Source organism: Polycladidibacter stylochi (assembly GCF_001562055.1).
In the GTDB taxonomy this organism is placed as follows: domain Bacteria; phylum Pseudomonadota; class Alphaproteobacteria; order Rhizobiales; family Stappiaceae; genus Pseudovibrio; species Pseudovibrio stylochi.
This window is the reverse complement of the sequence record NZ_LLWE01000041.1, coordinates 71,728-95,919: the sequence shown is the minus strand read 5'-3', so window position 1 is coordinate 95,919 and position 24,192 is coordinate 71,728. Positions and strand designations below refer to the sequence as shown.

The 24,192-nt window shown below is 47.2% G+C and carries 18 protein-coding genes and 1 CRISPR repeat array; of the genes, 15 read left to right on the top strand and 3 right to left on the bottom strand.

Annotation, left to right across the window (positions count from 1 at the left end; genetic code table 11):
• Positions 1–8: 8 nt before the first annotated feature.
• A complete protein-coding gene (gene zorA, locus AYK67_RS15590) occupies positions 9–2,168 on the bottom strand; it encodes an anti-phage ZorAB system protein ZorA (RefSeq protein ID WP_156453190.1) in 2,160 nt (719 codons plus the stop codon).
• A 575-nt stretch (positions 2,169–2,743) separates the two neighbouring features.
• Between zorA and AYK67_RS15585 the strand changes: the two genes are divergently transcribed.
• The 7 genes from AYK67_RS15585 to cas2 all read left to right on the top strand — a co-directional run bounded on the left by AYK67_RS15585 (position 2,744) and on the right by cas2 (position 10,473).
• Complete coding sequence (locus AYK67_RS15585) at positions 2,744–4,948, top strand: CRISPR-associated helicase/endonuclease Cas3 (RefSeq protein WP_082735876.1); 2,205 nt, start codon at positions 2,744–2,746, stop codon at positions 4,946–4,948.
• A 283-nt stretch (positions 4,949–5,231) separates the two neighbouring features.
• On the top strand, positions 5,232–5,891 hold the full coding sequence (cas5c, locus tag AYK67_RS15580; RefSeq protein WP_068088974.1) for a type I-C CRISPR-associated protein Cas5c: 660 nt from the start codon (positions 5,232–5,234) through the stop codon (positions 5,889–5,891).
• Positions 5,888–7,660, top strand: coding sequence for a type I-C CRISPR-associated protein Cas8c/Csd1 (cas8c, locus tag AYK67_RS15575; RefSeq protein WP_068088970.1), 1,773 nt, complete (start codon positions 5,888–5,890; stop codon positions 7,658–7,660). The genes cas5c and cas8c overlap by 4 nt, the downstream gene beginning before the upstream one ends.
• Positions 7,653–8,555: a type I-C CRISPR-associated protein Cas7/Csd2 gene (cas7c, locus tag AYK67_RS15570; RefSeq protein WP_068088967.1), complete on the top strand. Its 903-nt coding sequence runs from the start codon at positions 7,653–7,655 to the stop codon at positions 8,553–8,555. The genes cas8c and cas7c overlap by 8 nt, the downstream gene beginning before the upstream one ends.
• Complete coding sequence (gene cas4, locus AYK67_RS15565; protein ID WP_068088961.1) at positions 8,539–9,171, top strand: CRISPR-associated protein Cas4; 633 nt, start codon at positions 8,539–8,541, stop codon at positions 9,169–9,171. The genes cas7c and cas4 overlap by 17 nt, the downstream gene beginning before the upstream one ends.
• A complete protein-coding gene (gene cas1c, locus AYK67_RS15560; RefSeq protein WP_068088958.1) occupies positions 9,168–10,181 on the top strand; it encodes a type I-C CRISPR-associated endonuclease Cas1c in 1,014 nt (337 codons plus the stop codon). The genes cas4 and cas1c overlap by 4 nt, the downstream gene beginning before the upstream one ends.
• A gap of 1 nt (position 10,182) precedes the next feature.
• Positions 10,183–10,473 (top strand): CRISPR-associated endonuclease Cas2, encoded by a 291-nt coding sequence (gene cas2, locus AYK67_RS15555; RefSeq protein ID WP_068088956.1) that lies wholly within the window; start codon positions 10,183–10,185, stop codon positions 10,471–10,473.
• Positions 10,474–10,677: 204 nt separating this feature from the next.
• Positions 10,678–11,703: direct repeats of the CRISPR family, unit length 32 nt; unit sequence GTCGCCCCTCATACAGGGGCGTGGATTGAAAC.
• 107 nt (positions 11,704–11,810) lie between these two features.
• Here cas2 and AYK67_RS15550 read toward each other — a convergent pair.
• On the bottom strand, positions 11,811–12,302 hold the full coding sequence (locus AYK67_RS15550) for an RrF2 family transcriptional regulator (RefSeq protein WP_082735875.1): 492 nt from the start codon (positions 12,300–12,302) through the stop codon (positions 11,811–11,813).
• A gap of 284 nt (positions 12,303–12,586) precedes the next feature.
• Here AYK67_RS15550 and cydD point away from each other — a divergent pair, with 284 nt between their 5' ends.
• The 7 genes from cydD (at position 12,587) to AYK67_RS15515 (ending at position 20,868) form a co-directional block, all read left to right on the top strand.
• Positions 12,587–14,410, top strand: a complete 1,824-nt coding sequence (cydD, locus tag AYK67_RS15545) for a thiol reductant ABC exporter subunit CydD (RefSeq protein ID WP_068088953.1) — start codon at positions 12,587–12,589, stop codon at positions 14,408–14,410.
• Positions 14,403–16,118, top strand: coding sequence for an amino acid ABC transporter ATP-binding/permease protein (locus tag AYK67_RS15540; protein ID WP_068088950.1), 1,716 nt, complete (start codon positions 14,403–14,405; stop codon positions 16,116–16,118). Before cydD ends, AYK67_RS15540 begins: the two co-directional genes overlap by 8 nt.
• A 125-nt stretch (positions 16,119–16,243) precedes the next feature.
• Entirely contained in the window at positions 16,244–17,836 is a 1,593-nt protein-coding gene (locus AYK67_RS15535) for a cytochrome ubiquinol oxidase subunit I (RefSeq protein WP_068088947.1), read from the top strand.
• A complete protein-coding gene (cydB, locus tag AYK67_RS15530; RefSeq protein ID WP_068088944.1) occupies positions 17,833–18,987 on the top strand; it encodes a cytochrome d ubiquinol oxidase subunit II in 1,155 nt (384 codons plus the stop codon). Before AYK67_RS15535 ends, cydB begins: the two co-directional genes overlap by 4 nt.
• Positions 18,988–19,002: 15 nt before the next feature.
• Entirely contained in the window at positions 19,003–19,095 is a 93-nt protein-coding gene (gene cydX, locus AYK67_RS15525; protein ID WP_068088941.1) for a cytochrome bd-I oxidase subunit CydX, read from the top strand.
• An 85-nt stretch (positions 19,096–19,180) separates the two neighbouring features.
• Positions 19,181–20,497 carry an NAD(P)/FAD-dependent oxidoreductase gene (locus AYK67_RS15520; RefSeq protein WP_068088937.1) on the top strand — a complete coding sequence of 439 codons (1,317 nt, stop codon included), beginning with the start codon at positions 19,181–19,183 and terminating at the stop codon, positions 20,495–20,497.
• An 11-nt stretch (positions 20,498–20,508) separates the two neighbouring features.
• Positions 20,509–20,868: a DUF5368 domain-containing protein gene (locus tag AYK67_RS15515; RefSeq protein WP_068088933.1), complete on the top strand. Its 360-nt coding sequence runs from the start codon at positions 20,509–20,511 to the stop codon at positions 20,866–20,868.
• A 94-nt stretch (positions 20,869–20,962) separates the two neighbouring features.
• On the opposite strand, the gene AYK67_RS15510 is transcribed toward AYK67_RS15515, so the two are convergent.
• On the bottom strand, positions 20,963–22,330 hold the full coding sequence (locus AYK67_RS15510) for a hypothetical protein (protein ID WP_068088930.1): 1,368 nt from the start codon (positions 22,328–22,330) through the stop codon (positions 20,963–20,965).
• A gap of 229 nt (positions 22,331–22,559) precedes the next feature.
• Between AYK67_RS15510 and AYK67_RS15505 the strand changes: the two genes are divergently transcribed.
• Complete coding sequence (locus AYK67_RS15505; protein WP_068088926.1) at positions 22,560–24,080, top strand: cryptochrome/photolyase family protein; 1,521 nt, start codon at positions 22,560–22,562, stop codon at positions 24,078–24,080.
• Positions 24,081–24,192: the final 112 nt, after the last annotated feature.

Genomic DNA, 24,192 nt, shown 5'->3' with positions numbered 1-24,192 from the left:
CGCTCAATTTACTCCGCAGCTGGTCGTAAAACGGAGTGTAACTTTCCAACCTCATCAGCAAATTCTTCAACAGAATCTGCAATATCAGTAACATTACTGTTAAGATGCCTCACAGCTTGCGCAAGCGACTTATCGACCTCACTAGAGTATTTGGTAAGTGTTGCACCTTGCTGGCTTGTTGCTGAGGCTAAACTTTCAACGGCATTCCCAAGTTCCGTATCAATACGTTGGAAGCGAACTTCATAATCTTGCCACATCCTTGTCAGTTTTTGCCCTTCATCCTTCAAAGTTGCTGCGAGCTCGTTTGAACCACTCTGACTTTCTCCAAGAGCGACAACTGCCTTGCTCAGGGATTGTTTAAAGTCAAGCGTAGCATTCTCGATTTTACTTACGGACTGAGTAAAGGGGGTAATTGTTTGACGCAGAGTTGATGCTGTTTGACCAATAACATCAGATACCTGCTTTGTCTGAGATGTGGCATCACCAATAGCCGTCGCTTGCGAACCTAGTGCAACGCTTGAACTACCGAGTGCTTTTTCGAACCTGTCAATTTCACTACGCAGTGTTTGCAAGGTCTCAGTTAGCCCATTTTTAAGGGCATTTGCAGTATTTACTGCAACAGAATTAACTGTTTCAATTGCGTTTTTCTGAGCTAATTCCATTGATTGTTGAGTTTGTTGTACTGAACCTGCCAAGTTCCCTTCCAACTGACTCATACCGCTGCTTAATTGTGTTATTTGCCCCTCAAGGTTCTCCAGGACCCGTCCCATGGCGCGCTCTATCTTGTCAGATGCGCCGGTTGCAGCTTTGGTAAGGTCTTGTTCAATTGCCAGATTTGCTTTCTCAAATGTGGCTTGTAAAGCAGATACAATTTCGTGAAGGCTATCACGGCTACTTGCTGCACCATCATTCATTGATTTTGCAGCTTCACCAACGAGCTGATTTAGATTTTCAGCCGCTTTGCTTAAGCATTGGGCAAAGTCTTCTCCACTAGTTTTCATACCTGCTTGCATGTCGCTCAGAGTTTGCTGCATAGCTGTAAGAGAAACAGCCAATTCTCGTAGTTCAGTCCCGGCACTACTCTGTACATCATGAGAAAATTTCTGAAGCATTTCAGTAATGCCAGTTTGGCTAGATTCAGTCACCTTTTCGAGTGCGTTTGAAATACTTTGATTGACAGGTGCCATAGCATGCGTAAATGCAGAATGGATCTGTGGAGCAAGCGACTGCCCCATTTGATTAAAGAACTGCTCGGAGCCGATGTCTTTTAACTGATCCCGTTGCTCCTCCATAATGCTATTCATTTGTACAGCAAGAGCTTGTGGGGCAACATAAAGTAACTTCTTTTCTATCGTCTCGCAAAGAGAGGAGAAGTCGCTTTCAATCCAAATCATATACATTTTGAAAACAATAGAAAGCAGTAGTGAGCAGCCTAACCCAGCAATTGATGTGGCAAATTTAAATGAAGCAATTTGCAGTAGCTCCGTCATCGCCTCTTGCATTTTTGTAACATCATTTGCGCTCGAAGCTGCTCCGGCCTTGTAAAGCGCTAATACAATACCTGCAAAAGTTAATAGTAAGCCTACAGCCACAAAATAACCTGGGATTGATGGCATCATTTTGATGCCTGCAAGTTTATCTCGCACCAGCCCCATATTGAGAAATGTATGGGGACGCACAGTATTTCTTATAACTTGCCGTTCACCTTCTCTCGGGTGAACAAGTGTTTCATCGAACTCACGCCAGACATTACCGATTAGTCTATGAGAACGTAATACGGGATCGATTTGGTTCTCATAGGCTCTTTTAAAATCTTCGGGTCTATCAAATTTATTGATTTTTCTTTTAACCAAATAAACAGACAATTTAATGATTAGAACATGAAGAATAAAAAAGGAAATCGCAAATGATATCGCAACAACTGCTATACCATATGCTAGAGACAGAATAAATTTTGTTTCACTTAGTTGAAAAAGGGCTACTTTTGCCTCTAAAGCATTTAGTTGATTGGCGGCAAGCTTAATTGCCAAAGACATTCTTTCAAGTAATTGCGAGTAATTTATATCTTTAAATGTATTATCAAACCCATACAATACGGCTGCTACAATTACCCAAAATATCAAGAAACGTACCCAACCGTTCCAGATTATTCTTCCTAATAAATACATTTTTCTCTGCCGTTATATAAAATATCTTACACCCACCCTACAGTAAAATCTGAATTATACTATTGTATAATAAATTATATACTGAATACTAGAGATTATATTTCATCGCATTTTGCCGTTGATTTGTGTATTATTGAATAATTACTCTAGGAGATATCAATAGCATTTTTAACTAAATCAAACCTTTAAGGTAATCCCCTCATTTCAGGGGGAGCTCCTTAACATGAAAAACTCAGTGTGTATGATAAGCAAGGACGGACGATCGCCTGAGTAGATGAAAGTGGCTTTGCCACTCATATGCTTGGCACTCTTAGCTATGCCTGCATTGGAGAACGGTATTTTGGGGTCCTCAACTGGCATTCTCTCGAGTTTCTGCCCCCATATTCAACAGATCGATATCTTATTAGACAACTTTATCATACATTGCTGACACTGAGATGAAATTGCATTTGGGTTTATTTAATAGGGGGAATTAGGGGCTTGGCTAAAATAATATTAGCAATATACATTATACCTGCTAGACTAATATACTAGTAAATATTTACATTAATTTTGTAGTTTTTTGTTGAGGATTTGTGGTGATTTATGCGCATTCACTCGAAAACACTGCTGCTGATGAATGGGAGTTACTATCTGACCATTTATCAGCTGTTGCGAGAAAATCTGCCGAAAATGCTGCAGCTTTTGATGCCTCATCACTAGGTGAAGTGGCAGGCTTGCTACACGATTTAGGTAAAATAAAACCGGCTTTTCAGGCAAAACTCAAAGGGGAAAAGAACAGTGTTGGTCACAGTGGTGAAGGTGCTTGTTATGCTGCTGAAAACTTTGGGGTCTTTGGAAAAATGCTGGCCTACTGTATTGCCGGTCACCATGCGGGTTTGGCCAATGGTCTTTTAACGGGTTCAGATAGACCGGTTACCCCGCTCAACGAGCGGCTCAAACAGGCAGAGTTACTTAAAAAACCTGAATGGTTGACGCTGGCTCCTTTGAGATTACCTAAATTATTTGAAGAACTTGACAGTCAAAACAGTTTATTTGAAATCCAGTTTTTTATACGTATGTTGTTTTCAGCTCTCGTGGATGCCGATTTTATTCAAACGGAAGCTTTTTACAGCCCCGAGGTTGAGCGCGGTTATAAGGGCACACTAGAGAACCTCAACCAGCACCTAAAACAAAAGCTAGCCGAATTTCCTCCCGTTCAAGATGGTGATGTAGTGAATGGATTGCGGGCTCAGGTGTTGGCAGCTGCTCTCAAACGGGCCAAAGATCAGCCAGGCCTGTTTTCTCTAACAGTGCCTACCGGTGGCGGTAAAACGTTATCTTCGCTTCAGTTTGCGATTGAGCATGCTGTTCAACACAAAAAGAGACGCGTTATTTATGTTGCCCCCTATACATCCATTATCGAGCAAACTTCGGATGTTTTTCGCAGCTTTCTTGGGGACACAGATGCGATACTTGAGCACCACAGCGCTTTTGATAGTGATACGATAGAAGATGAAAGCAAAGCGGAGAAAATTAAAAATGCGGCTCAGAACTGGGACTCACCGATCATTGTAACAACAGCTGTACAGTTGTTTGAAAGCCTCTATGCAAACCGACCCTCAAAGTGCCGTAAGCTTCATAATATTGCAGATTCGGTGATTATACTGGATGAGGCGCAAAACCTGCCTGTTCATTTATTACGCCCGTGTTTGGCAGCACTAAAAGAGTTGGTGCGAGGCTATGGCTGCTCACTGGTGTTGTGCACCGCAACACAGCCGGCAATCTACAAGGAATGCGGTTTTTCTGCTGCCGAGGCGCTGTCGCAAGAAAATACGCGTGAGATAGCCCCTAATCCTCCTGAATTATTTAACCGCTTGAAACGCGTTCAAGCAAAATTTGTCGGCTTACAAACCAACCGTCAGTTAGTGGCGCAGTTAAGCGGTAAAACCGCACTCATTATTGTAAACAATAAAAAACAGGCACGCGATCTATACAACGCTTTACAGGACGAGGGGGTTTTTCATCTCTCTACCAACATGAGCGCCACGCATCGTCGTCATGTCTTGGATCAGGTGAAACAACAGCTGAATAAACGGCCAACGCTCTTAATTGCAACTGCATTGGTTGAAGCAGGCGTTGATTTGGATTTTCCCGAGGTTTGGCGGGCTGTAGCCGGTCTTGATTCAATAGCACAAGCGGCGGGACGTTGTAACCGGGAAGGTAAATTGGCTTCTGGCCAGTTACATATTTTTGAAGCTGAGGAAACTTACGGGGCGCCTCCGGAAATAAAACTCAATGCCGAAAAAGCGCTGACTATATTGACACAGTTTGACGACCCGCTTTCATTGGAGGCCGTAGAAGCTTATTTCAGGGAAATTTACTGGAGCCGGTCAACCGCTATGGATCAAGGCGGAACACTGATTGAAATTGCCGATGCCGGTTCGGAGCTGAATTTCAACTTCGCCAAGATGGCAGCAACTGTTCGGCTCATAGAAGATACCAGTAAGCCACTCATCATAGGCGGGGGGACTTATGGTCTTACCGAAGAGGCACGCGAACTGCTCAAGCACTGCCAGCACGCTGGGGTGATCGCCCGCAAAATGCAGAACTACTCAATCCAAGTGTCTCCATGGGTTCTCAGTGGTTTAATTGCCAGCGGAGATGCGAAAATCTGCCGACCCAATGATTTTGGGGCGCAATTTGTCATTCTGGAAAATTCAACGCTTTACAGTGAGCAAGCTGGTTTCTCCGAGGAGAAGCAGGGAGAAATGGATATTTTTTATAGGAAGGCTACATGAAGTATTGAAAAAGTAACATAAGGTTGTATATAGTCAATGTACTCATATTTAAGGAGAGCAATATGCAATATCCTAATGAGCATTTTAAGCTATATCGCAGAATAAGTGCTATTTTGCGCCTTGCTCTAGGTGTTCTGCGCTTAATTATGATGCTGAGATTTATTTTGTAATTACTTGTCGCCTATTTGTAGGCGTGGATTGAAACATGTAACCTTCCTAGATTGTTATCAAGCAATGCCTCCCATTTATTTGTGGGGGGCATTCAAAATAGTTGGAGGAGCCAGTGAGTTACGGCGTTAAGCTGAAGGTATGGGGGGACTATGCCTGTTTTACCCGACCGGAAATGAAGGTGGAGCGGGTCTCCTACGATGTATTGACACCATCGGCCGCCCGGGGGGTTTTGGAGGCGATTCATTGGAAGCCGGCAATTAAGTGGGTGATTGACAAGATTCACGTCCTTGAACCTATCCGTTTTGAGAATATCCGCCGCAATGAAGTTGGCTCGAAAATTTCTGCAAGGAATGTCAAGACAGCCATGAATGCAGGAAGCTTAAAGGGCTTGCATATGTGCGTGGACGAAAAACGGCAACAGCGGGCAACAATGGCCCTGAGAGACGTCGCTTATGTGATTGAAGCGCATTTCGAGATGACAGAAAAAGCTGGCAAAGATGAAACCGTAGCAAAGCATCTGGATACCTTTCGCCGTCGTGCCTCAAAAGGGCAATGCTTTCATCGCCCTTGCTTAGGTCTTCGTGAATTTGTGGCCGATTTCGAGCTGTTGGAAGAGTTGCCGGAACAAACATCAGGGCTTTCTCGCGATTTGGGGTGGATGCTCTATGACATCGACTTTGCACGGGATAAAACACCAATGTTTTTCCGTGCCCAAATGGTGGACGGCGTAATAGATGTTGCCGGCGCCCATGCTGCGGGGATGGTACGATGACGGTCTTGCAAAGTCTGGCGCAACTACATGTACGCATGCTGGAAGTTGGCGAGGCACCAAGGCCGGGCTTTTCTTTTGAAAAAATCAGCTTCGAGCTGGTTATTGACAGGGAAGGAAAACCACTTGGGCTCAGTAGCCTACAAGAAATCGTAGGCAATAAAACCAGTGCGCGGGTTATGGCAGTGCCTCAAGCTGTCAAAAGAACAGCTGGCATTAAACCCAACCTGTTTTGGGATAAAACCTCATACGTACTAGGTATGACTGCTATTGAAGATGCAGAGGGAAAAATCCACCCCGGCCAAGGGAAGCGGACGCTCGAAGAACATAATGCTTTTGTGACGGCGCATCGAGAGTTGTTATCCTCCACTGAAGATGAGGGGTTACAAGCACTCTTCAAGTTCTATGGGAATTGGCAGCCTACGCAATTTTCAGAGCTTGGTTTTCCTAATGATGCGCTCGACCAGAATATTGTGTTTCGGTTGGTTGATGACAAAGGGCCGGATAATGGCTTTCGTTTTTTACATGAGCGCCCAGCTGTCTTGGAGTATTTACAAAACAGCCACGAGGATGGTGCCAATGGCTTGTGTCTGGTCAGCGGCGAAGAGGCTCCAATTGCCCGTCTTCACCCGCCGATAAAAGGTGTCATGGGTGCACAAAGCTCAGGCGCTGCTTTGGTGTCATTTAATGGTGAACCCTATGAATCCTATGGAAAAAAGCAAGGGGAGAATGCACCGGTATCAGAAGCAGCCTCGCTTGCTTATGGAACGGCGCTTAACATATTACTGGCGAAAGGCTCGCGGCGAAGTTTGCGTGTAGGTGATACAACGGTGGTCTTTTGGGCAGAAGCTGCCAGCCAAAAAGCCGCTAGTTTTGCCGAACTGCTAATAGGGCAGGCTTTAAACCCGCCAACCGAGGCTGATGAAACCAACAAATTACAAGCCAGTTTGATGAATATTTCGCAGGGGCGTTATGCTGATGCGCCTGAATTTGATGAAAATACCAAAATTTTTGTGCTGGGTTTAGCCCCCAATGCGGCTCGGCTATCTATTCGTTTTTGGCAGCAATCGGGCTTGCAAACTTTTGCGCAAAATATCGCCCGCTTTTGGCAAGACCTTAGCTTGGAACCTTCAGGTTTTAATGGGCCTCCCGCTGCTTGGGCTTTATTATACGAAATCGCTTTGCAACGTAAAGCAGAAAACATCCCGCCACTACTTGGGGGGGAGGTGATGCGTGCTGTGCTGGCTGGCCAACCGCTACCGAGCACACTGTTAAGTGCTGTCATGACCCGTATCCGCGCCGAAAAAGATATTAGCGGGCGCAGAGTTGCCATTTTGAAAGCTGTTATAAATCGAAGAACACAGGAGGAGATTTCGGTGAGTTTGGATAGTGAAACAACCAACTCGGCGTATAGGTTAGGACGCTTGTTTGCATTGCTGGAGCGCTCTCAATCTGCGGCATTGCCTGGGCTAAACGCCACGATTAAAGATCGCTATTTTTCAGCGGCCTCAGCAACACCGGCGCGTATTTTCCCCTTGCTGTTACGCAATAGCAATCATCATTTAGCCAATTTAAAGAAAGCAGAAAACAAGGGGCTTGGCCACTGGTTGGAAAAAGAAATTGGGCAGGTCTGGCTGGGGCTGGATGCGGAACTACCGCGTTCTTTAACCCTTGAAGATCAGGGTCGTTTTTGTGCTGGCTACTACCATCAGCGTTGGACAAAAAACGATGCGAAACAATCCATTGAAGAAAAAGAGATGATCGATGTCTAATTTACAGAACCGCTACGATTTTGTTATGTTTTTTGATGTGAGCAATGGCAATCCGAATGGCGACCCGGATGCCGGTAACCTGCCGCGCATGGACCCGGAAACCAATCAGGGATTGGTGTCGGATGTTTGCCTGAAACGCAAAATCCGCAATTATGTTGCAATGGCCCATGAAGGCGAGCAGCGTCACGAGATTTATATGAGTGAGCGCGCAGTGCTCAATGAAAATAACGCCAAAGCTTATACTGCTTTAGAATTGAAGTCAGAAAAAAAGAAACTTCCTAAAAAGGATGAGGAAGCAAAAGCACTGACCAAGTGGATGTGCGATAACTACTTCGACATTCGCAGCTTTGGCGCGGTTATGACAACCGAGGTTAATTGCGGTCAGGTGCGCGGGCCAGTTCAGCTGTCGTTTGCCCGTTCTGAAGAGGCCGTCTTACCGCTTGAAATCTCTATCACCCGCTCCTCTGTGACCAACGAAAAGGACAGGGATAAAGAACGGACCATGGGCCGCAAACACATTGTGCCCTACGGGCTTTATCGTGTTCATGGCTTCATCAACCCGAAATTGGCGGAAAAAACCGGCTTCTCAGAAGGTGATCTAGACACCTTGTGGGCGGCCCTGCGTGATATGTTTGATTTTGACCGCTCAGCCGCGCGTGGAGAAATGGCTTCCCGCCGGTTGATTGCATTTAAACACGAAAGTGCACTGGGAAATGCACAGGCCCATAAACTGTTTGACCGTGTTAGTGTAGCCAGAGTGTTGAATGGTGAGGAGGTGCCGCTTGGGGATCAACGCAGCCATAACTTACCGGCTGCGCGGCGCTTCAGTGATTACAAAATCAATTTGGATGCGTTGAACCTGCCGCAAGGTATTGAAATTGTCGAGCCGTTCTGATGCCATAGCAATTTCTGCGCTGCAGCATTGGCAGTTCTGCCCGCGTCAATACGGTTTAATTCATCTCGATCAGATTTGGGAAGAAAACCGTTTTACTGCCGAGGGCAGGCTGCTGCATGAGAACGTCGACCAAAGAAGCTCGGAAAATCGGTCGGGACTACGCTTATTGCGTTCGGTTGAGCTGACTTCCGCGCGCTATGGGCTTTACGGTGTGGCCGATATGGTGGAATTACACGGTGGGCTGCCCTTTCCCGTTGAGTATAAGCGCGGTAAGCCGAAAGCCCACCGGGCAGACGAAGTGCAATTGTGCGCGCAAGCCTTGTGCCTTGAGGAACAGTTTGGGTGTAACTTGCCAGAAGGGGCGTTGTATTATGGCAAAACCCGTCGGCGCATGACTGTTATGCTGGATGTGGAGCTACGCAATTTAACCCTTGCGACAATTGAAGACATTCGTAATTGCCGCAAGCATGGCGTTGTACCGCCACCCCACTATGAAAAGCAGCGCTGTGATAATTGTTCGCTTCTGCAACAATGCCTTCCCAGAGTTTTGAGCAAAAAGCGCAACATCAAAGCGTGGCTAAAAGCTCAAATACAAGCTGAAGATGTGCCCGAATGAAGAAGTTTCTTAATACATTATATATTACCAGTGATGGCGCTTGGGCACGTAAAGAAGGTGCCAATATTGTTGTTCAGCTAGACGGAACCGTTAAAGGCCGTGCCCCGTTGCATTTATTAAGCGCGGTTGTTTGTTTTGGAAATGTAGGGCTTTCACCGCAGCTTATGTATGCATGTGCCGAAAGTGGAGTTTCGATTTGCTATCTAAATACCTATGGCAAATTTCTGGCAAGAGTAGAGGGCCCGCTAAGCGGGAATATACTGCTGCGACGGGCACAGCACCTACGCAGCCTACAAGCCCCGCATGAGGTTGCAGGGGCTATAGTGTCAGCCAAAATAGCTAATCAGCGTAGCGTGTTACGGCGCTACCTGCGTGATTATAAAGATGATGACGGGGCCGTTAACACAGCGGAGCAGAACTTAACGCGTATTTGCAATGGTGCACTAGAAACCTGCAACGTGGAGGAACTACGCGGGCATGAGGGAGATGCCGCCCGTATTTACTTTTCTGTATTCGGGAAACTGATAGGTCAAGAGAGTTTTGGTTTTGCAGGTAGATCGCGCCGCCCACCGCGCGATGAAGTGAACGCGCTGCTTTCGTTTCTCTATGTATTGCTCACAGCAGATTGTCGCTCGGCATTGGAAACTGTGGGGCTGGATCCACAAATGGGTTTTCTCCATGCAGACCGACCGGGAAGGCCCTCGCTGGCACTTGATTTAATGGAGGAGTTTCGTGCACCACTGGCCGATCGGGTGTGTTTATCGCTTATCAACAGGCGTCAGCTGAGTCCTAAAGATTTTTCGCGCGAAAGCAGCGGTGCTGTCTATTTAAAAGAGGAGAGCCGGAAAACCGTCCTTGAGGCTTGGCAAGAGCGTAAGCGTGCTGAAATAAAACATCCATTTATTGGCGAGAAAGTGGCGTTTGGCTTATTCCCATTAATTCAGGCGCAGTTAATGGCACGTTTCCTGCGAGATGAGTTGGAAGGTTATCCGCCCTTTGTTTGGAGATAACATGCTGGTTTTGATTACTTATGATGTTAAAACCGATAGTGCTGGTGGTGCAAGGCGGTTGCGGCGCTTGGCAAAGGCCTGTCTGGATTATGGCCAACGTGTGCAGTATTCTGTTTTCGAATGCGATGTTAACCCGGCTCAATGGACTGAGCTAAAAGCGCGGCTTCTTTCGATTTATAACGAAGATAAGGACAGCTTGCGGTTCTACTATTTAGGAACAAACTGGCAGCGGCGGGTTGAGCACTGCGGCGCGAAAGCAACGATAGATTTTGATGGTACGCTGATAATGTGAGTAGTCAACCAACTTAAGATGTATTGTGTGCGAACCCTAAGTGCCCATTAATTAACTGTTAGGTTCGCGCAGGTTCTTTCTCATTGTTAATATAATAGTTTTCTTGTTTGCAACCTTTGGGTACTGAATATTTGACTTATAAAAAGTTAGGTTCGCGCAAACGTCGCTATTTTCTCAGTTGTTAGTGTGTGCTAGCCTCCAGCTGTCGCCCCTCATACAGGGGCGTGGATTGAAACGACGACAATATTAATCACGTAATCACAAGCTATATGTCGCCCCTCATACAGGGGCGTGGATTGAAACCACCTCGTTGCCTAAAGCATAAGCGTTTTTGGTCGTCGCCCCTCATACAGGGGCGTGGATTGAAACCATGGTGTAGCGGCCCGGGCCGTTATTTTCCACGTCGCCCCTCATACAGGGGCGTGGATTGAAACGGCTCCAAGGCTGAACTGAATGCAGAAAACTATGAGGTCGCCCCTCATACAGGGGCGTGGATTGAAACGTGTGTCAGGTAGAGGCGCACGGGGTAGAGCTGGGTCGCCCCTCATACAGGGGCGTGGATTGAAACAGGCAGAAAAACAGCCATAGCGCCAAAGGCCGCCGGTCGCCCCTCATACAGGGGCGTGGATTGAAACATGATCGTATCTATGACAAACTTGCCAATATCATTGTCGCCCCTCATACAGGGGCGTGGATTGAAACAAAAAAGGGCTTGTCTGTGCGCTCTATGGCGCGGGTCGCCCCTCATACAGGGGCGTGGATTGAAACATGTTCCGGCCCCACGGTTTCAACGATTGTTTGTCGCCCCTCATACAGGGGCGTGGATTGAAACGGGGACGAAGCGAGAGCACTAGCACCGCTGATTGGTCGCCCCTCATACAGGGGCGTGGATTGAAACGAACAAGTCAGCCTGACTTACTCGGCAAGTGCGCGTCGCCCCTCATACAGGGGCGTGGATTGAAACTAGAGCCAATTCCGCAGCGCGAGCTGTTAAGTTGCGGTCGCCCCTCATACAGGGGCGTGGATTGAAACTCCCAAGGTCACGATCTGGATATTGCTGCAGCCAAGTCGCCCCTCATACAGGGGCGTGGATTGAAACGTGCATGATATCGCTGCCGGGCAGTCAATCGGAGTCGCCCCTCATGCAGGGGCGTGGATTGAAACACCGTATAAGCTGCCGCTAAAATAGCCGCACCGAGTCGCCCCTCATACAGGGGCGTGGATTGAAACTACGTAAGCTGTATTGTATTGCTTGCTTTCAGCGGTCGCCCCTCGTGTAGGGGCGACAATTTGAGACTAAATCTGCGGATAATCAAGATTATGGAATATAATCGCCATCAGACATTGCAAGAAATCTGCGGGCTGTTTTGTCTTAGTGCTTGTTCGTTGAGTGAATTGCCCATGGACAGTAAGCTATGCAGACCAATATTATCATCCACCAGATCGTCCAGTGTAATTGCATCAAGCGCGCCATAAAATGCCGCTAGGGCCGTTTTTAGTGCGCCACGTAATCGGCAGCAAGGCTCTATCGGGCACTGGTTGGCACCACCGGCAAAGCACTCGGCAAACGGCAATCCTGCTTCAAACAAGCGCAGGATTTTGCCCACACTTATTTGCGAGCTTTCTTGCGCCAAGCAAATGCCGCCGCTGCGGCCTCTTGTTGTGGTTATAATACCGTGCTGTGCCAGCGTGTTAACGACCTGCGCCAGATGATTTTCCGAAGCATTACAAGCTTGGGCAATATCACTTTTTCGTACAAGCCTGTTGCTATTTACGGCGCAATACATCAGCGTTCGCATGGCTAGGTTTGTTCTTGTTGTCAGGCGCATTCCGGTTTCAAAAGCCTTCCTTATTCTTCTAGTTAATTACACTTACACTCAGATTAAGGCAGCTATTTGCGCAAGAACACATTGACAAGTCCAGCAAAATATAAAAGGTAAATCCAATATCTACCTTTTAGTGCCCATGAAACGAAATTCTGTGACAATTTCGGCACATCTGCTATAGGACTAAAGGCGAATTTTATAACAACATACATTTGGCAGCTACCTGAGATTGCGTAAAACGCTCTTATAGCCGCCGCTTTTTTGTTGTTTTTAAAAGAAAGTGAGCCATGGCTGAGCTGCAAAACAATTCATCGACCACGCAAGACGCCCGCCATAAACACCAAAAGAAAACAAATAGCACGAAAACAAACATCACCAATGTCGGTAATAGGCCGAATGAAACGCAAGTGTACACTGGCAAAAAGATGTTGGCGCAACTAGAGAGCATTGCGAAAAAGAGCATTCAAATTGCTGGAGCATTCAGTGTGGCCAGCGCTTTATTATGGTTGTTTCAAGCGGCAATAGTTGCAGACCAATTTGCAGCGCTTATTCACTCTAAACCATCTCTACTTCCGCTTTTATGGGCATTTATCGTATTTTTGGCTCTTGGTGCCGCGCGCAGTCTGCTGGACTTTCAATCTTCCGGCTTTGCACAACAAGCGGGCGAGCGTGTTGTCGCGCATATTCGCAAAGAAGTACTTGCCGGTGAAATTTGCCGCTCACCCTATGATAGCCAAGCGCCGACAACTGCAGCATTAACCAGCCTTTTGGCCGAAAAGGCAGCTATGTTGCACCCTTACCTGCTAGCTTACAAACCCGCGCATATGCGGGCAATGGTAATGCCGCTTGCTATTCTATGCTGTGCCTTTGCTTTTTCTTGGGTGGTGGGGGTAATTTTGCTCATTGCAGGGCCTTTAATACCTCTATTTATGGCCTTGGTTGGCTATGCTGCCCAAGCTACCAGCGAGAAACAACTGAAAGAAGTTGCCTCTCTAAATACAATGCTGTTAGAGCGGCTGCGTGCCTTGACCGACATTAAAGTATTGGGCGCGCGCGAAAGTACGATTGACGCTTTTGAACGCGATGCGCAGTCATTGCAGCGGCGTACCATGGCGGTATTGCGGGTGGCATTTTTATCTTCCACTGTGCTGGAGTTGTTTGCAGCCCTTGGTGTTGCCATGACAGCGGTTTATGTGGGCTTTGCCCTATTGGGAGAATTGAATTTTGGGGCCTATGGCGGCCCCCCCTCTGTTTTTGCAGGTATTTTCCTATTGCTGTTGGCCCCTGATTTTTTCCAGCCTCTTCGTGATTTGGCAACAGCATGGCATGATAGAGCCAATGCATTGGCTGTGGCGGGCGAGCTGGAAGAAATGGCTGCCCGCGCCAAACAAACGATGCTTGGAAACGGTGCCCATGTGCCGCACACTTTGGAGAACGCTAAAGAAGCAAGCCGCAACTGGTTTCCCCTTACCGTTCAAAACCTTTGCTACGAAACGCCGGCAGCGAAGGTTATCCGCTACCCCGATTTTACAGTTCATAGCTCTGGCTCGCTCGCCATTACTGGGCCTAGCGGTAGCGGTAAATCAACACTACTGGCATTGCTTGCCGGCTTTATGCGCCCACAAGCAGGGACAATTTCGCTCAACGGCACCTTATTACAAGAAAGCAATGTGGATGACTGGCGACGCAATTTGCGCTGGGTGCCACAACACTTGCATTTTCAGGAAATAAGTTTGCGTGAGTTGTTGTTAGTGGGGCAGCCCGAGGGTGTGAGTGACTATCAACTGTGGCGGGCATTACAACAAGCCCATGCCAAGCAGGTGGTGCGCCATTTGCCCGAGGGCTTGGAAAGCCGTCTTGGAGAAACCGGAACCGGAGTTTCTGGCGGTGAGGCGCGGCGGCTGTTGCTGGCACGTGCTGCTGTTGGTACGCCTGCCGTGATATTGGCCGATGAGCCAACGGCTGACTTAGATGAACAAACCGCTCAGGAAATACGTCAATCTCTGGTGAGTTTGGCAACGCAAGGGTGCTGTGTCATCGTTGCCACTCATGATGCGGCAATGGCCAGTATGATGGCGCAGTCAATCCGCTTGGAGGGCGAGCATGTATAATATCTGGCGTATTTTCATCGTCTCGCTCAAAGGTAATTACAAGTTCTTTTTACTGGGGCTTTTGCTTAGTTTTCTGGTGCTTCTCGCCGGCTTTGCTCTGCTGGGTGTGTCGGGGTGGTTTATCACTGCCACCGGCATTGCCGGTTTGGCAGGTATTGGCATTGGATTTGACGTTTTTCGTCCCAGTGCAGCCATACGTTTTCTTGCCTTGGGCCGCACTGCCGCCCGTTATGGCGAGCGGGTGCTAACCCATGAAGCTACGTTAAAAGCACTTGCCAAAATCCGTGTTGATTTGCTTGATAAGTTACTCCAAAAGCCATTCATCAAGCTACAGAAAGTCAGGGGAAGCGAGGTCTTAAACCGCCTGACTGCTGATGTGGATGCGCTTGATGGCATTATGTTACGATTGTTTTTGCCGCTACTGGCCGCGCTCGGGTTTTACTTATCGACAACCGCTTTTATGTGGTGGCTCACAACAGCACAAATTGCATTTACCTTATTGGCTATTCACTTGGTTGGGGCCGGCTTGGGCCTCTATTATAGCTATAAGGCGGCTTATTCACCTTCGGCTCGTATGGAGCAAAGCAACCAGCAATACCGGCGCGCCTTGCTGGAACTGCAAGACGCCAAAGTAGAGCTGACAATCGCCGGGGTTTTGCAACAACGCCTTCAAGAGGTGGATGCAATTGCCAAAAGGTTAGAGCATGCGCAAGCAAATGCTGCCAATGTTGAGCGCAAAGCCGGTGTTATACTGGGCTTTACCAGCATGTTGGGCTCGGCCACAACACTTTACCTTGCCGTCTCAGCTGCAAAAGCAGGAATAATCTCCCCTGCATTAGCCGCTTTTGCGTTTTTTGCCAGCTTGGCGCTTAGCGAAGCCTTAGGGCCCCTTCGCAAAGGCATGGCTGCACTTGGGCGCATTCATTACAGCGCAAAACGCGTTGGCACGTTGATGCAAGCAGACAAAGAAACACCCGCGATAAGTAATGGAGTTAAAGCCCCTGCTCAGTGCAAAGTTATTACCCCAAATACGGAGAGTGATGCACAATTGCCTATGCTACGGCTGGAGAACGTGCATTATGCCCTACCAGCACCTGCGGGTTGCCCGGGAGGGGGGAGCACGACGGTAATTGATGATTTTAGCATGCGTGTTAATAGGGGTCAGTCGGTTGCCTTAACAGGATTAAGCGGTGCAGGGAAATCAACTATATTACATCTTTGTGCCGGACTGCTTGCACCTACTAGCGGAAAAATATATCTGAAAGATACATCTTTAGATGGCTTATCTTCGTCACAGCGCACCGATTCAATAGGTTATTTGCCCCAGAGAAGCCATATAATTTGCGGCAGCGTGCGCGAAAGCCTTGTGTTTGGAAATACAAAAATCGCAGATTCTCAGTTGTGGCAGGCTATCGAATCCGTTCAGCTACACAACGTCCTTCACAAGCTGGGTGGGCTAGACGCAAAGCTGGAAGAATCAGCAAAAAACCTTTCTGGTGGTGAAAAGCGCCGCTTCTGTTTGGCACGTGTTATCGTTAGAAACACGTCAATTCTATTGCTCGATGAACCTACAGAGGGCCTTGATCGAGACACGGCGACAAAAGTATTAGAGGGGATCGGAAACGCGCTGCCTGACGCAGCGATTGTTATGGCTTCGCACCGTGCTGCCGAGGCGGAATGGTGTGATTTAAGAATTAGAATGATTTAAATAATTAAGTGGAGTTTCTTTAAATTTGACATAGATCAAAGAATAGTACCTTTGTCCCGTCCACTACTCTAAAACAGGTATTTTATATACACCTTTTATCATACGGGCACAAAGGAGTAGCCACTATGGAACTGGGTATCGTTGAACTCTCGCGTCTCCAGTTTGCCATGACAGCCCTCTACCACTTTCTATTTGTACCGCTAACACTGGGGCTATCTGTCCTCGTAGCGATTATGGAAACTGTGTATGTCATGACCAACCGTCCCATCTGGCGGCAAATGACGAAATTTTGGGGCACACTTTTTGGCATCAATTTCGCTATCGGTGTTGCAACCGGTATCACCATGGAATTCCAGTTCGGTATGAACTGGAGTTATTATAGCCATTATGTGGGCGATATTTTTGGCGCTCCACTCGCCATTGAAGGGCTTATGGCCTTTTTTCTGGAAGCAACTTTCGTTGGTTTGTTCTTCTTTGGCTGGGATAAGCTTTCCAAAGTAAAGCACCTCATTGTTGCATGGCTGGTTGCGATTGGTTCGAACTTTTCGGCCCTCTGGATTTTGATCGCCAATGGCTGGATGCAAAACCCGGTTGGTGCCGAGTTCAACCCCATTACCATGCGCATGGAAATGACCAACTTCTTTGATGTTGTTTTCAATGAGGTTGCGCAGGCGAAGTTTGTTCATACCGTTTCTGCCGGCTATGTAACCGCTTCTGTATTCGTAATGGGTGTTTCTGCCTGGTTCTTGCTCAAGGGCCGCCACTATGAATTAGCCCGCCGTTCGCTCACCGTTGGTGCCAGTTTCGGCCTTGCTGCAGCGCTTTCTGTTGTTGTGCTGGGTGATGAGTCTGGTTACTCTGCAGCCCACTCACAAAAAATGAAAATGGCAGCCATTGAAGTCATGTGGGAAACAGAGGCAGCGCCAGCTTCCTTTACTCTTGTTGGAATTCCCGATACGCAAGCGCGTGAGACCCATTACGCATTGCACATACCCTATGTGATGGGGTTGATTGGCACGCGATCATTACAAACCGAAATTCCTGGCATTAACGAGTTGGTCGCCGAAGCCGATGCCCGCATTCGTTCGGGGCTTGTTGCTTATGATGCGTTAATGACCATTCGCAAAGAGAAGAAAAATACACCGCAAGAGGTGACAAAAAGGTTTGAAGCGCACAGCAATGATTTGGGTTTTGCCCTGCTGTTGAAGCGATATGTGGATGATCCAAGACAGGCAACCGAAGCACAAATCAAACTGGCTGCAGAAGACACTATTCCTCCTGTGGGTCTGTTGTTCTGGTCATTTAGAATTATGGTTGGTCTTGGCTTCCTGTTCATTGCTACTATGGCCTACTTCTTCATTCACGCCTCGGTACGCGGCATGAAATTCCCAAGATGGGCGCTGCGCTTTGCCGTGATTATGATCCCGGCACCGTGGATAGCGGCGGAAATGGGCTGGATTGTTGCCGAAATGGGGCGTCAGCCGTGGACAGTTGATGGCATTTTGCCAACAGCGCTTTCTGTTTCCAAACTCGGTGTCACGGACCTTGTTATCACCCTTGCCGGTTTCGTTATTTTCTATTCGGTGCTGTTCGTCATCGAAATGGGCTTGATGATTAAATACATCAAGAAAGGCCCTTACATGGATGTGGCTGAAACGGAAGCATGGTTCGCCAAGCGTAAAGCACTAAAAGCGCAGCAAGTGGAGGCATTATCATGATTTTGCATCAATTGATTGATTTGGAAACACTGCGCATCATCTGGTGGGCCTTGCTAGGTGTGTTGCTCATTGGCTTTGCCGTTACCGACGGCTTTGATCTGGGCGTTGGTACACTGCTGCCATTTGTTGCCAAAACCGATGTGGAACGGCGTATTGCCATCAACACCATTGGCCCAGTTTGGGAAGGCAACCAAGTCTGGTTTATTCTTGGTGGCGGTGCCATTTTCGCCGCTTGGCCGCCCCTCTATGCTGTCAGCTTCTCCGGCTTTTATTTGGCCATGTTTGTGGTGCTGGCTGCACTGATTTTACGCCCTGTAGCTTTTAAATACCGCTCCAAACGCGACAGTGCTACATGGCGGCGCAACTGGGACTATGCCTTGTTCATTGGCGGCTTTGTACCAGCGCTGATTTTTGGCGTCGCCGTTGGTAATGTTTTGCAAGGTGTGCCGTTTTATCTAACCGAAGACCTGCTGATACCCGTTTATGAGGGGAGTTTCTTTGGTCTGTTGAACCCCTTTGCATTGCTTGTCGGCCTTGTTTCGGTTGCCATGCTTATCATGCATGGGGGGGCATGGTTGTGCCTGAAAACGGAAGGCGTTGTGGCACAACGTGCAAAAACCTACGGTACTATCGGTGCTCTCGCACTTATTGTGCTTTACGCGCTTGCCGGCCTCTGGTTGAGCCTTGGCATAAATGCATTTAGCTTCGCCGCGCCTGCGGTGACAGACGGCCCCTCCAACCCGCTCCTTTCACACGTGGTTCACGAAGGCAGCTGGCTTGCTGCATATAGCGTCCGCCCCTGGATTATTCTTGCCCCAATCCTTGGGTTTGCCGGTGCGCTGGTTGCACTCTTTGCCATGCGTTCGGGTAAGGAGGGGCTAACTTTTATCGCCTCAAAACTTTCGATTGTAGGTGTCATTTCCTCGGTAGGGCTGACCATGTTCCCGTTCATCCTGCCCTCAAGTACCCATCCCGACGCCTCTCTCACTGTTTGGGATTCTTCATCATCGCATCTTACATTATTTGTGATGTTGGTTTCGGCAGTAATTTTTGTGCCAATTATTATTGCCTATACGTCCTGGGTTTACAAAGTACTTTGGGGTAAGGTAACCGAAAAAGACGTAACGGAAAATAACGAAGTTGTTTATTAAGAAGGAGAACAACTTATGTGGTATTTTGCTTGGGTTCTTGGACTTCCTTTGGCCGCTCTATTTGCAGTAGTCAATGCCATGTGGCTAGAATTACAAGAGGAAGACTAAAGACTATATTGCCTGCCAGCTTGCTGGCAGGCATATATTAGGCTAATGTAATAAAGTTAGCCGTTACATATTCTAAGGCAAGGTAATGAGTATAAATTTAAACCGTCGTGGCTTTATGGGCCTCGCCGCAGGGGCGACTGCGCTCGCAGTGTCACATATATCACAAAGCGCAAAAGCTGATCCAATTAAAACCAAGGCAAAAATTGTTATCCTTGGTGCAGGGGCAGCCGGAACAGGACTAGCTAACCGCCTATCCCAACGTCTTGATGGCGCAGAAATAACAATTATTGATGGTCGTAAGCGCCATTTGTATCAACCAGGTTTTACCCTAATCGCAGCAGGTTTAAAGCCCTCTGATTATTCTGTTACCAGTACAAGTGAGTGGTTATCCGGCTCAGTGAACTGGTTACAAGAAGCTGCAGCCGAAATTGATCCGGAAGCCAAAAAAGTAACCACTGACAGCGGTAAAACCGTTGCCTATGATTACTTGATCCTTGCCACCGGCCTAAAGCTTGATTTCGATGCTATTGAGGGTATGTCGCTTGATCTTGTGGGTAAAGATGGCATAGGTGCCGTTTATGCTGGCCCTGAATATGCTGCCAAAACCTGGCAGGCCATGGACAAATTTACTTCTGAAGGGGGGATTGGCTTGTTCACTCGTCCCGCCACAGAAATGAAGTGTGCGGGCGCACCACTGAAATATACTTTCTTGACCGATGATTACGCCCGACGCAAGGGCACTCGCGGTAAAGTAAAAATCCACTATGCTGCCCATTCCAAGTCTTTGTTCTCGGTGCCTATCGTTAACGAAAAAGTACGCATGCTGTTTGACGAGCGCGGTTTTGATACCCAGTACAATCATGTCATGCGGGCGATTGACCCAGGCAAGAAGATTGCTTTCTTTGAGACCAAAGATGGCTTGAAAGAAATGCCCTACGACTTCACCAACGTTATTCCGCCAATGGTCGCACCAGATGTGGTACGTAACTCTGCCCTTCCATGGCAAAGCGGTAAGTGGGTAAACCAAGGTTGGGCCGAGGTAGATAAATACACCTTGCAACATGCGCGCTACCCGGAGATTTATGCGGCCGGTGATATTGCCGGTGTGCCTAAGGGTAAAACCGCTGCCAGTGCCAAGTGGCAAGTGCCAGTGGTAGAAGACCAGCTTATTGCGCAGATTTCGGGTAAAGAAAAAGGCGAGCTTTTGTACAATGGCTACACCTCTTGCCCGCTCATTACCCGCATTGGCCGTGCCATGTTGGTTGAGTTCGATTACAACAATAACCTCACCCCGTCGTTCCCGGGGGTCATTGCCCCGCTAGAGGAGCTTTGGGTTTCTTGGCTCATGAAGGAAATTGCCCTTAAGGCAACCTATAACGCCATGCTGCGCGGACGTGCCTAAGGAGAATAGCTATGAAAGACCTTACATTCAGCACATTATTGGCCGTGTTTGAAGAGATTTTTGGCACGGGTTTATTCTGGGCTCTTATGGCAGGTGCTGTGTTCATCGCGGTCAGCTTTGTCTATATCTTGCTCCGTGATAAAAAAATGAACTCCACACGCTTTCTCTATGCCGAACTTTTGGCACCTGTCGGGGCAATAGCGGCAATTTTGATAGTGCAAATCATGACATCCTCGGGCTTTTCCGATATTGGCGGGCCAATTGATGTGATTATGCTTATCCTCATTGGCCTTGCAGGTGCAGTGGGCCTGACTATTTTGGGCTATGTGGTGTTTTCATTTTTTGCCAAAGGAAAAAGGTCAAGGGCTTGATCTCTTGTCCCTAAAGGCAATACGAAACATCAAATCTAGGCTTTAGATTGAACTGATAGCAGCACCCACACCTAAAATTAGTGTGGGTGTTTTCTTAGGGGCAAGTCGTTGCGCCCTGGAATTGTGTTGCCATGTTCTCAAAGGAACGGACTTGAGCCTCTGACCCTTCAAAAGAGTAGCCCTTGACCTTTTCCGCTATCTGCTTTTTTTCTTCGGGTGATAATAGACAAATACTTTCGCTCAGGAGCGATAATGTTTTGAGCGCAAGAGCACTATCTTTGGGTGAATGAAAAATAAAGTCTGCTGAAGTTTGCTGCTGAAATACATCCAACGCAGATGTGAGCAGTTTACTTCTGGCGTCCTTTCCTCCTACCGGATCAAGACTGGTAGATTCAAGCGTGGATTTTATCAGTCCGCTTGCGATATAACTGACTGAGCGGTCTGGATGCGCGGATAATTGAAAAACGTATTGAAGCTGCTCTGCCTCTAGCACCTCTGTAAATGAGATAGAAAGCTCAGGCTTGACTTTTATCGCCCCCCTCCAAGCTGTCAGATTGCCAAAATCGGCATTGTAATCATTCCTTTTAACATCCCATGATTGGGCAAAGGCTTCTTGAACAGAAGGTTTATTCAGATTCTTACTTAAGGTATCTCGTGCAATATTACGAGTTGCCAAGTCGCCATGTTCCAAAGCGCCTATAGCCGCTTCAATCTCTAAAGGGTTACTGAGCGTTTTCAAACCATCGGCATAGGCATGGTTCATAACGGCTAGATGACTATAAGCTGTATTGATAGCCCCCTTAAGCCCTCCAAGTAAATCTGCTTGCTGTTGTGGGCAAGCTTGATTAGTTTCACTCCATAAACCATAGCTTTTTTGCTCGCTCGTGCTCCAAAGATAAGGAATACCATCGTCTTTAAATGCCAATTGCAGCGTCACCGGTTTTTGCTTATGCATGTGGGCTTTTAGCAAACGGGTAGGAATACAACCCAATGAATAAATCCGCATCGGATGGTCTTTATCGTTTTCGATAGAAATATAAAAGACTTCTGCATCTAGCTGTTGCGGGAAAGCGACAAACTCAAAATTGCCATTACTTTCCGAACGACCGCTTAAAACCGGTCCTTCCGCAAATATAAATAGGTTCTTCACCTCTTTGGTCTGGTGGATTTTACCGCGAACATATTCTAGTTTATTATAGGTATACCCCTGTAATACCGTGAATAAGATGTAGGTTATGCCCGCTGAACCGGTAATAGTTGCGCCTTTAATCCAGTTCACATGAACCGTTGAGCCGTAAACAGCAAAAACAAGGCCCAGTCCGCTACAGATAAGCAAATTAGCTTGTGTATTAAGCCCCTGTTCGCGCCATAGAAAAGCAAAGCCGAAACCAAGAATTATTAGGCTAAACACAACCGCGATAAAAGTTTGCAAAGGTTTTAAATTGCCCAAACCCTCTGACATGGCCTACCTCAATCCAGTTATGCCTAGTAAATACAAATAGTTTACCCAAATATTAATTCCTGAACCCACACATATACAATAATTAGTTTTTATCTATTATTTATAATAGAATTAACCATAGATACTGCATAGATTATCAGAATAAATTCTATAGTGATTATATAAATATCCTAGCGCATATATTTATAATCGACACTTTTTACTAGTTCGAGCCTTGGCGGGTGGTTACATGAAAACACTGCGCTTGATATTGGGCGATCAGCTGTCGCGACAAATCTCCAGCCTGCGCGATATAAGTGCAGACACCGATTGTGTTTTGATCTGCGAAGTATGGGAGGAAGCACGTTACGTACAGCACCATAAAAAGAAAATCGCATTTTTGTTCTCTGCCATGCGCCACTTTGCCCAAGAACTACGCCAAGCCGGCATTACGGTACTCTACACCAAGCTGGATGATGCCGAAAATACCGGATCGCTGCAAAGGGAGGTGCAACGAGCCCTGCAACAGCATCCTTTCGAGCGTGTTATTGTCACGATGCCAGGGGAGTACCGCCTAAGCGATATAATAAGCAGCTGGCAAGATAACTTTGGTGTGGCGGTTGAGCAGCGCGAAGATGACCGGTTTCTATGCACCCCACAAGAATTTGCAGATTGGAGCAAGGAACGAAAACAACTGCGAATGGAGTATTTCTACCGCGATATGCGTCGTAGATATAACGTTTTGATGAATGGCAACAAGCCTGTAGGCGGCAAATGGAATTATGACCAACAAAACCGCAACCCAGCCAAACCGGATTTGACCATTCCGCAAGCTTTTTCAGCACCAATCGATGCTATCACCCAAGAAGTACTCAAACTGGTCGAGCAAAAATTTAGCGCCCATTTTGGCGATCTTCAGCCGTTTTATTTTGCTGTTACCCGAGATGATGCCATAAAGGTTTTGCATCAGTTTATTCAAGAACGGCTGGTTTCGTTTGGCGATTATCAAGATGCTATGGTGCAAGGCGAACCATGGTTGTTTCACGCCCATATCAGCTTTTATCTAAACTGTGGCCTATTGCTACCGCTGGAATGTGTTCATGCCGCTGAGCAGGCCTTTTATAATAACCAAGCACCGTTAAATGCAGTTGAAGGGTTTATTCGTCAAATACTTGGGTGGCGTGAATTTATTAGGGGTATTTATTGGCTCAAAATGCCTGAGTATGCACACTGCAACCACCTGAATGCCAAAGCCCCACTGCCAGATTTTTACTGGACAGGCAAAACAAGTATGAACTGTTTGCGTCAATGTGTGTTGGAAACCAAGCAAAACGCTTATGCCCATCATATTCAGCGGCTTATGGTACTCGGGAATTTCGCATTGCTGACCGGGGTCGCTCCCAAGCATGTCAATAATTGGTTTCTAAGTGTCTATGCCGATGCCTATGAATGGGTAGAACTGCCCAATGTTAACGGTATGGTTTTATTTGCAGATGGTGGCCTTGTGGCCAGCAAACCTTACGCGGCTGGTGGCAGTTATATCAATAAAATGTCCAATTACTGTAAAGAGTGCGCGTACAAGGTTGCACAAAAAAGTGGTGAGCATGCTTGCCCCTTCAACTATCTCTATTGGGATTTCCTTGCGCGAAATCGCACGAAACTAGAGAACAACCCCCGTATCAATATGATGTACAAGAGCTACGACCGCATGGGTGAGGAAAAGCACAAAAATATTGCTAAGATGAGCAGCCGCTTTTTGCAGAACCTGTAAACAAAACACCAACTCTCATATTACTATTAATTACTGACTTTTCTAATCATTTACACCTTATTTTGCTAAGAAAATCAGAAAATAAGGTGTAAACGAAGTTACTAAAGGCAGC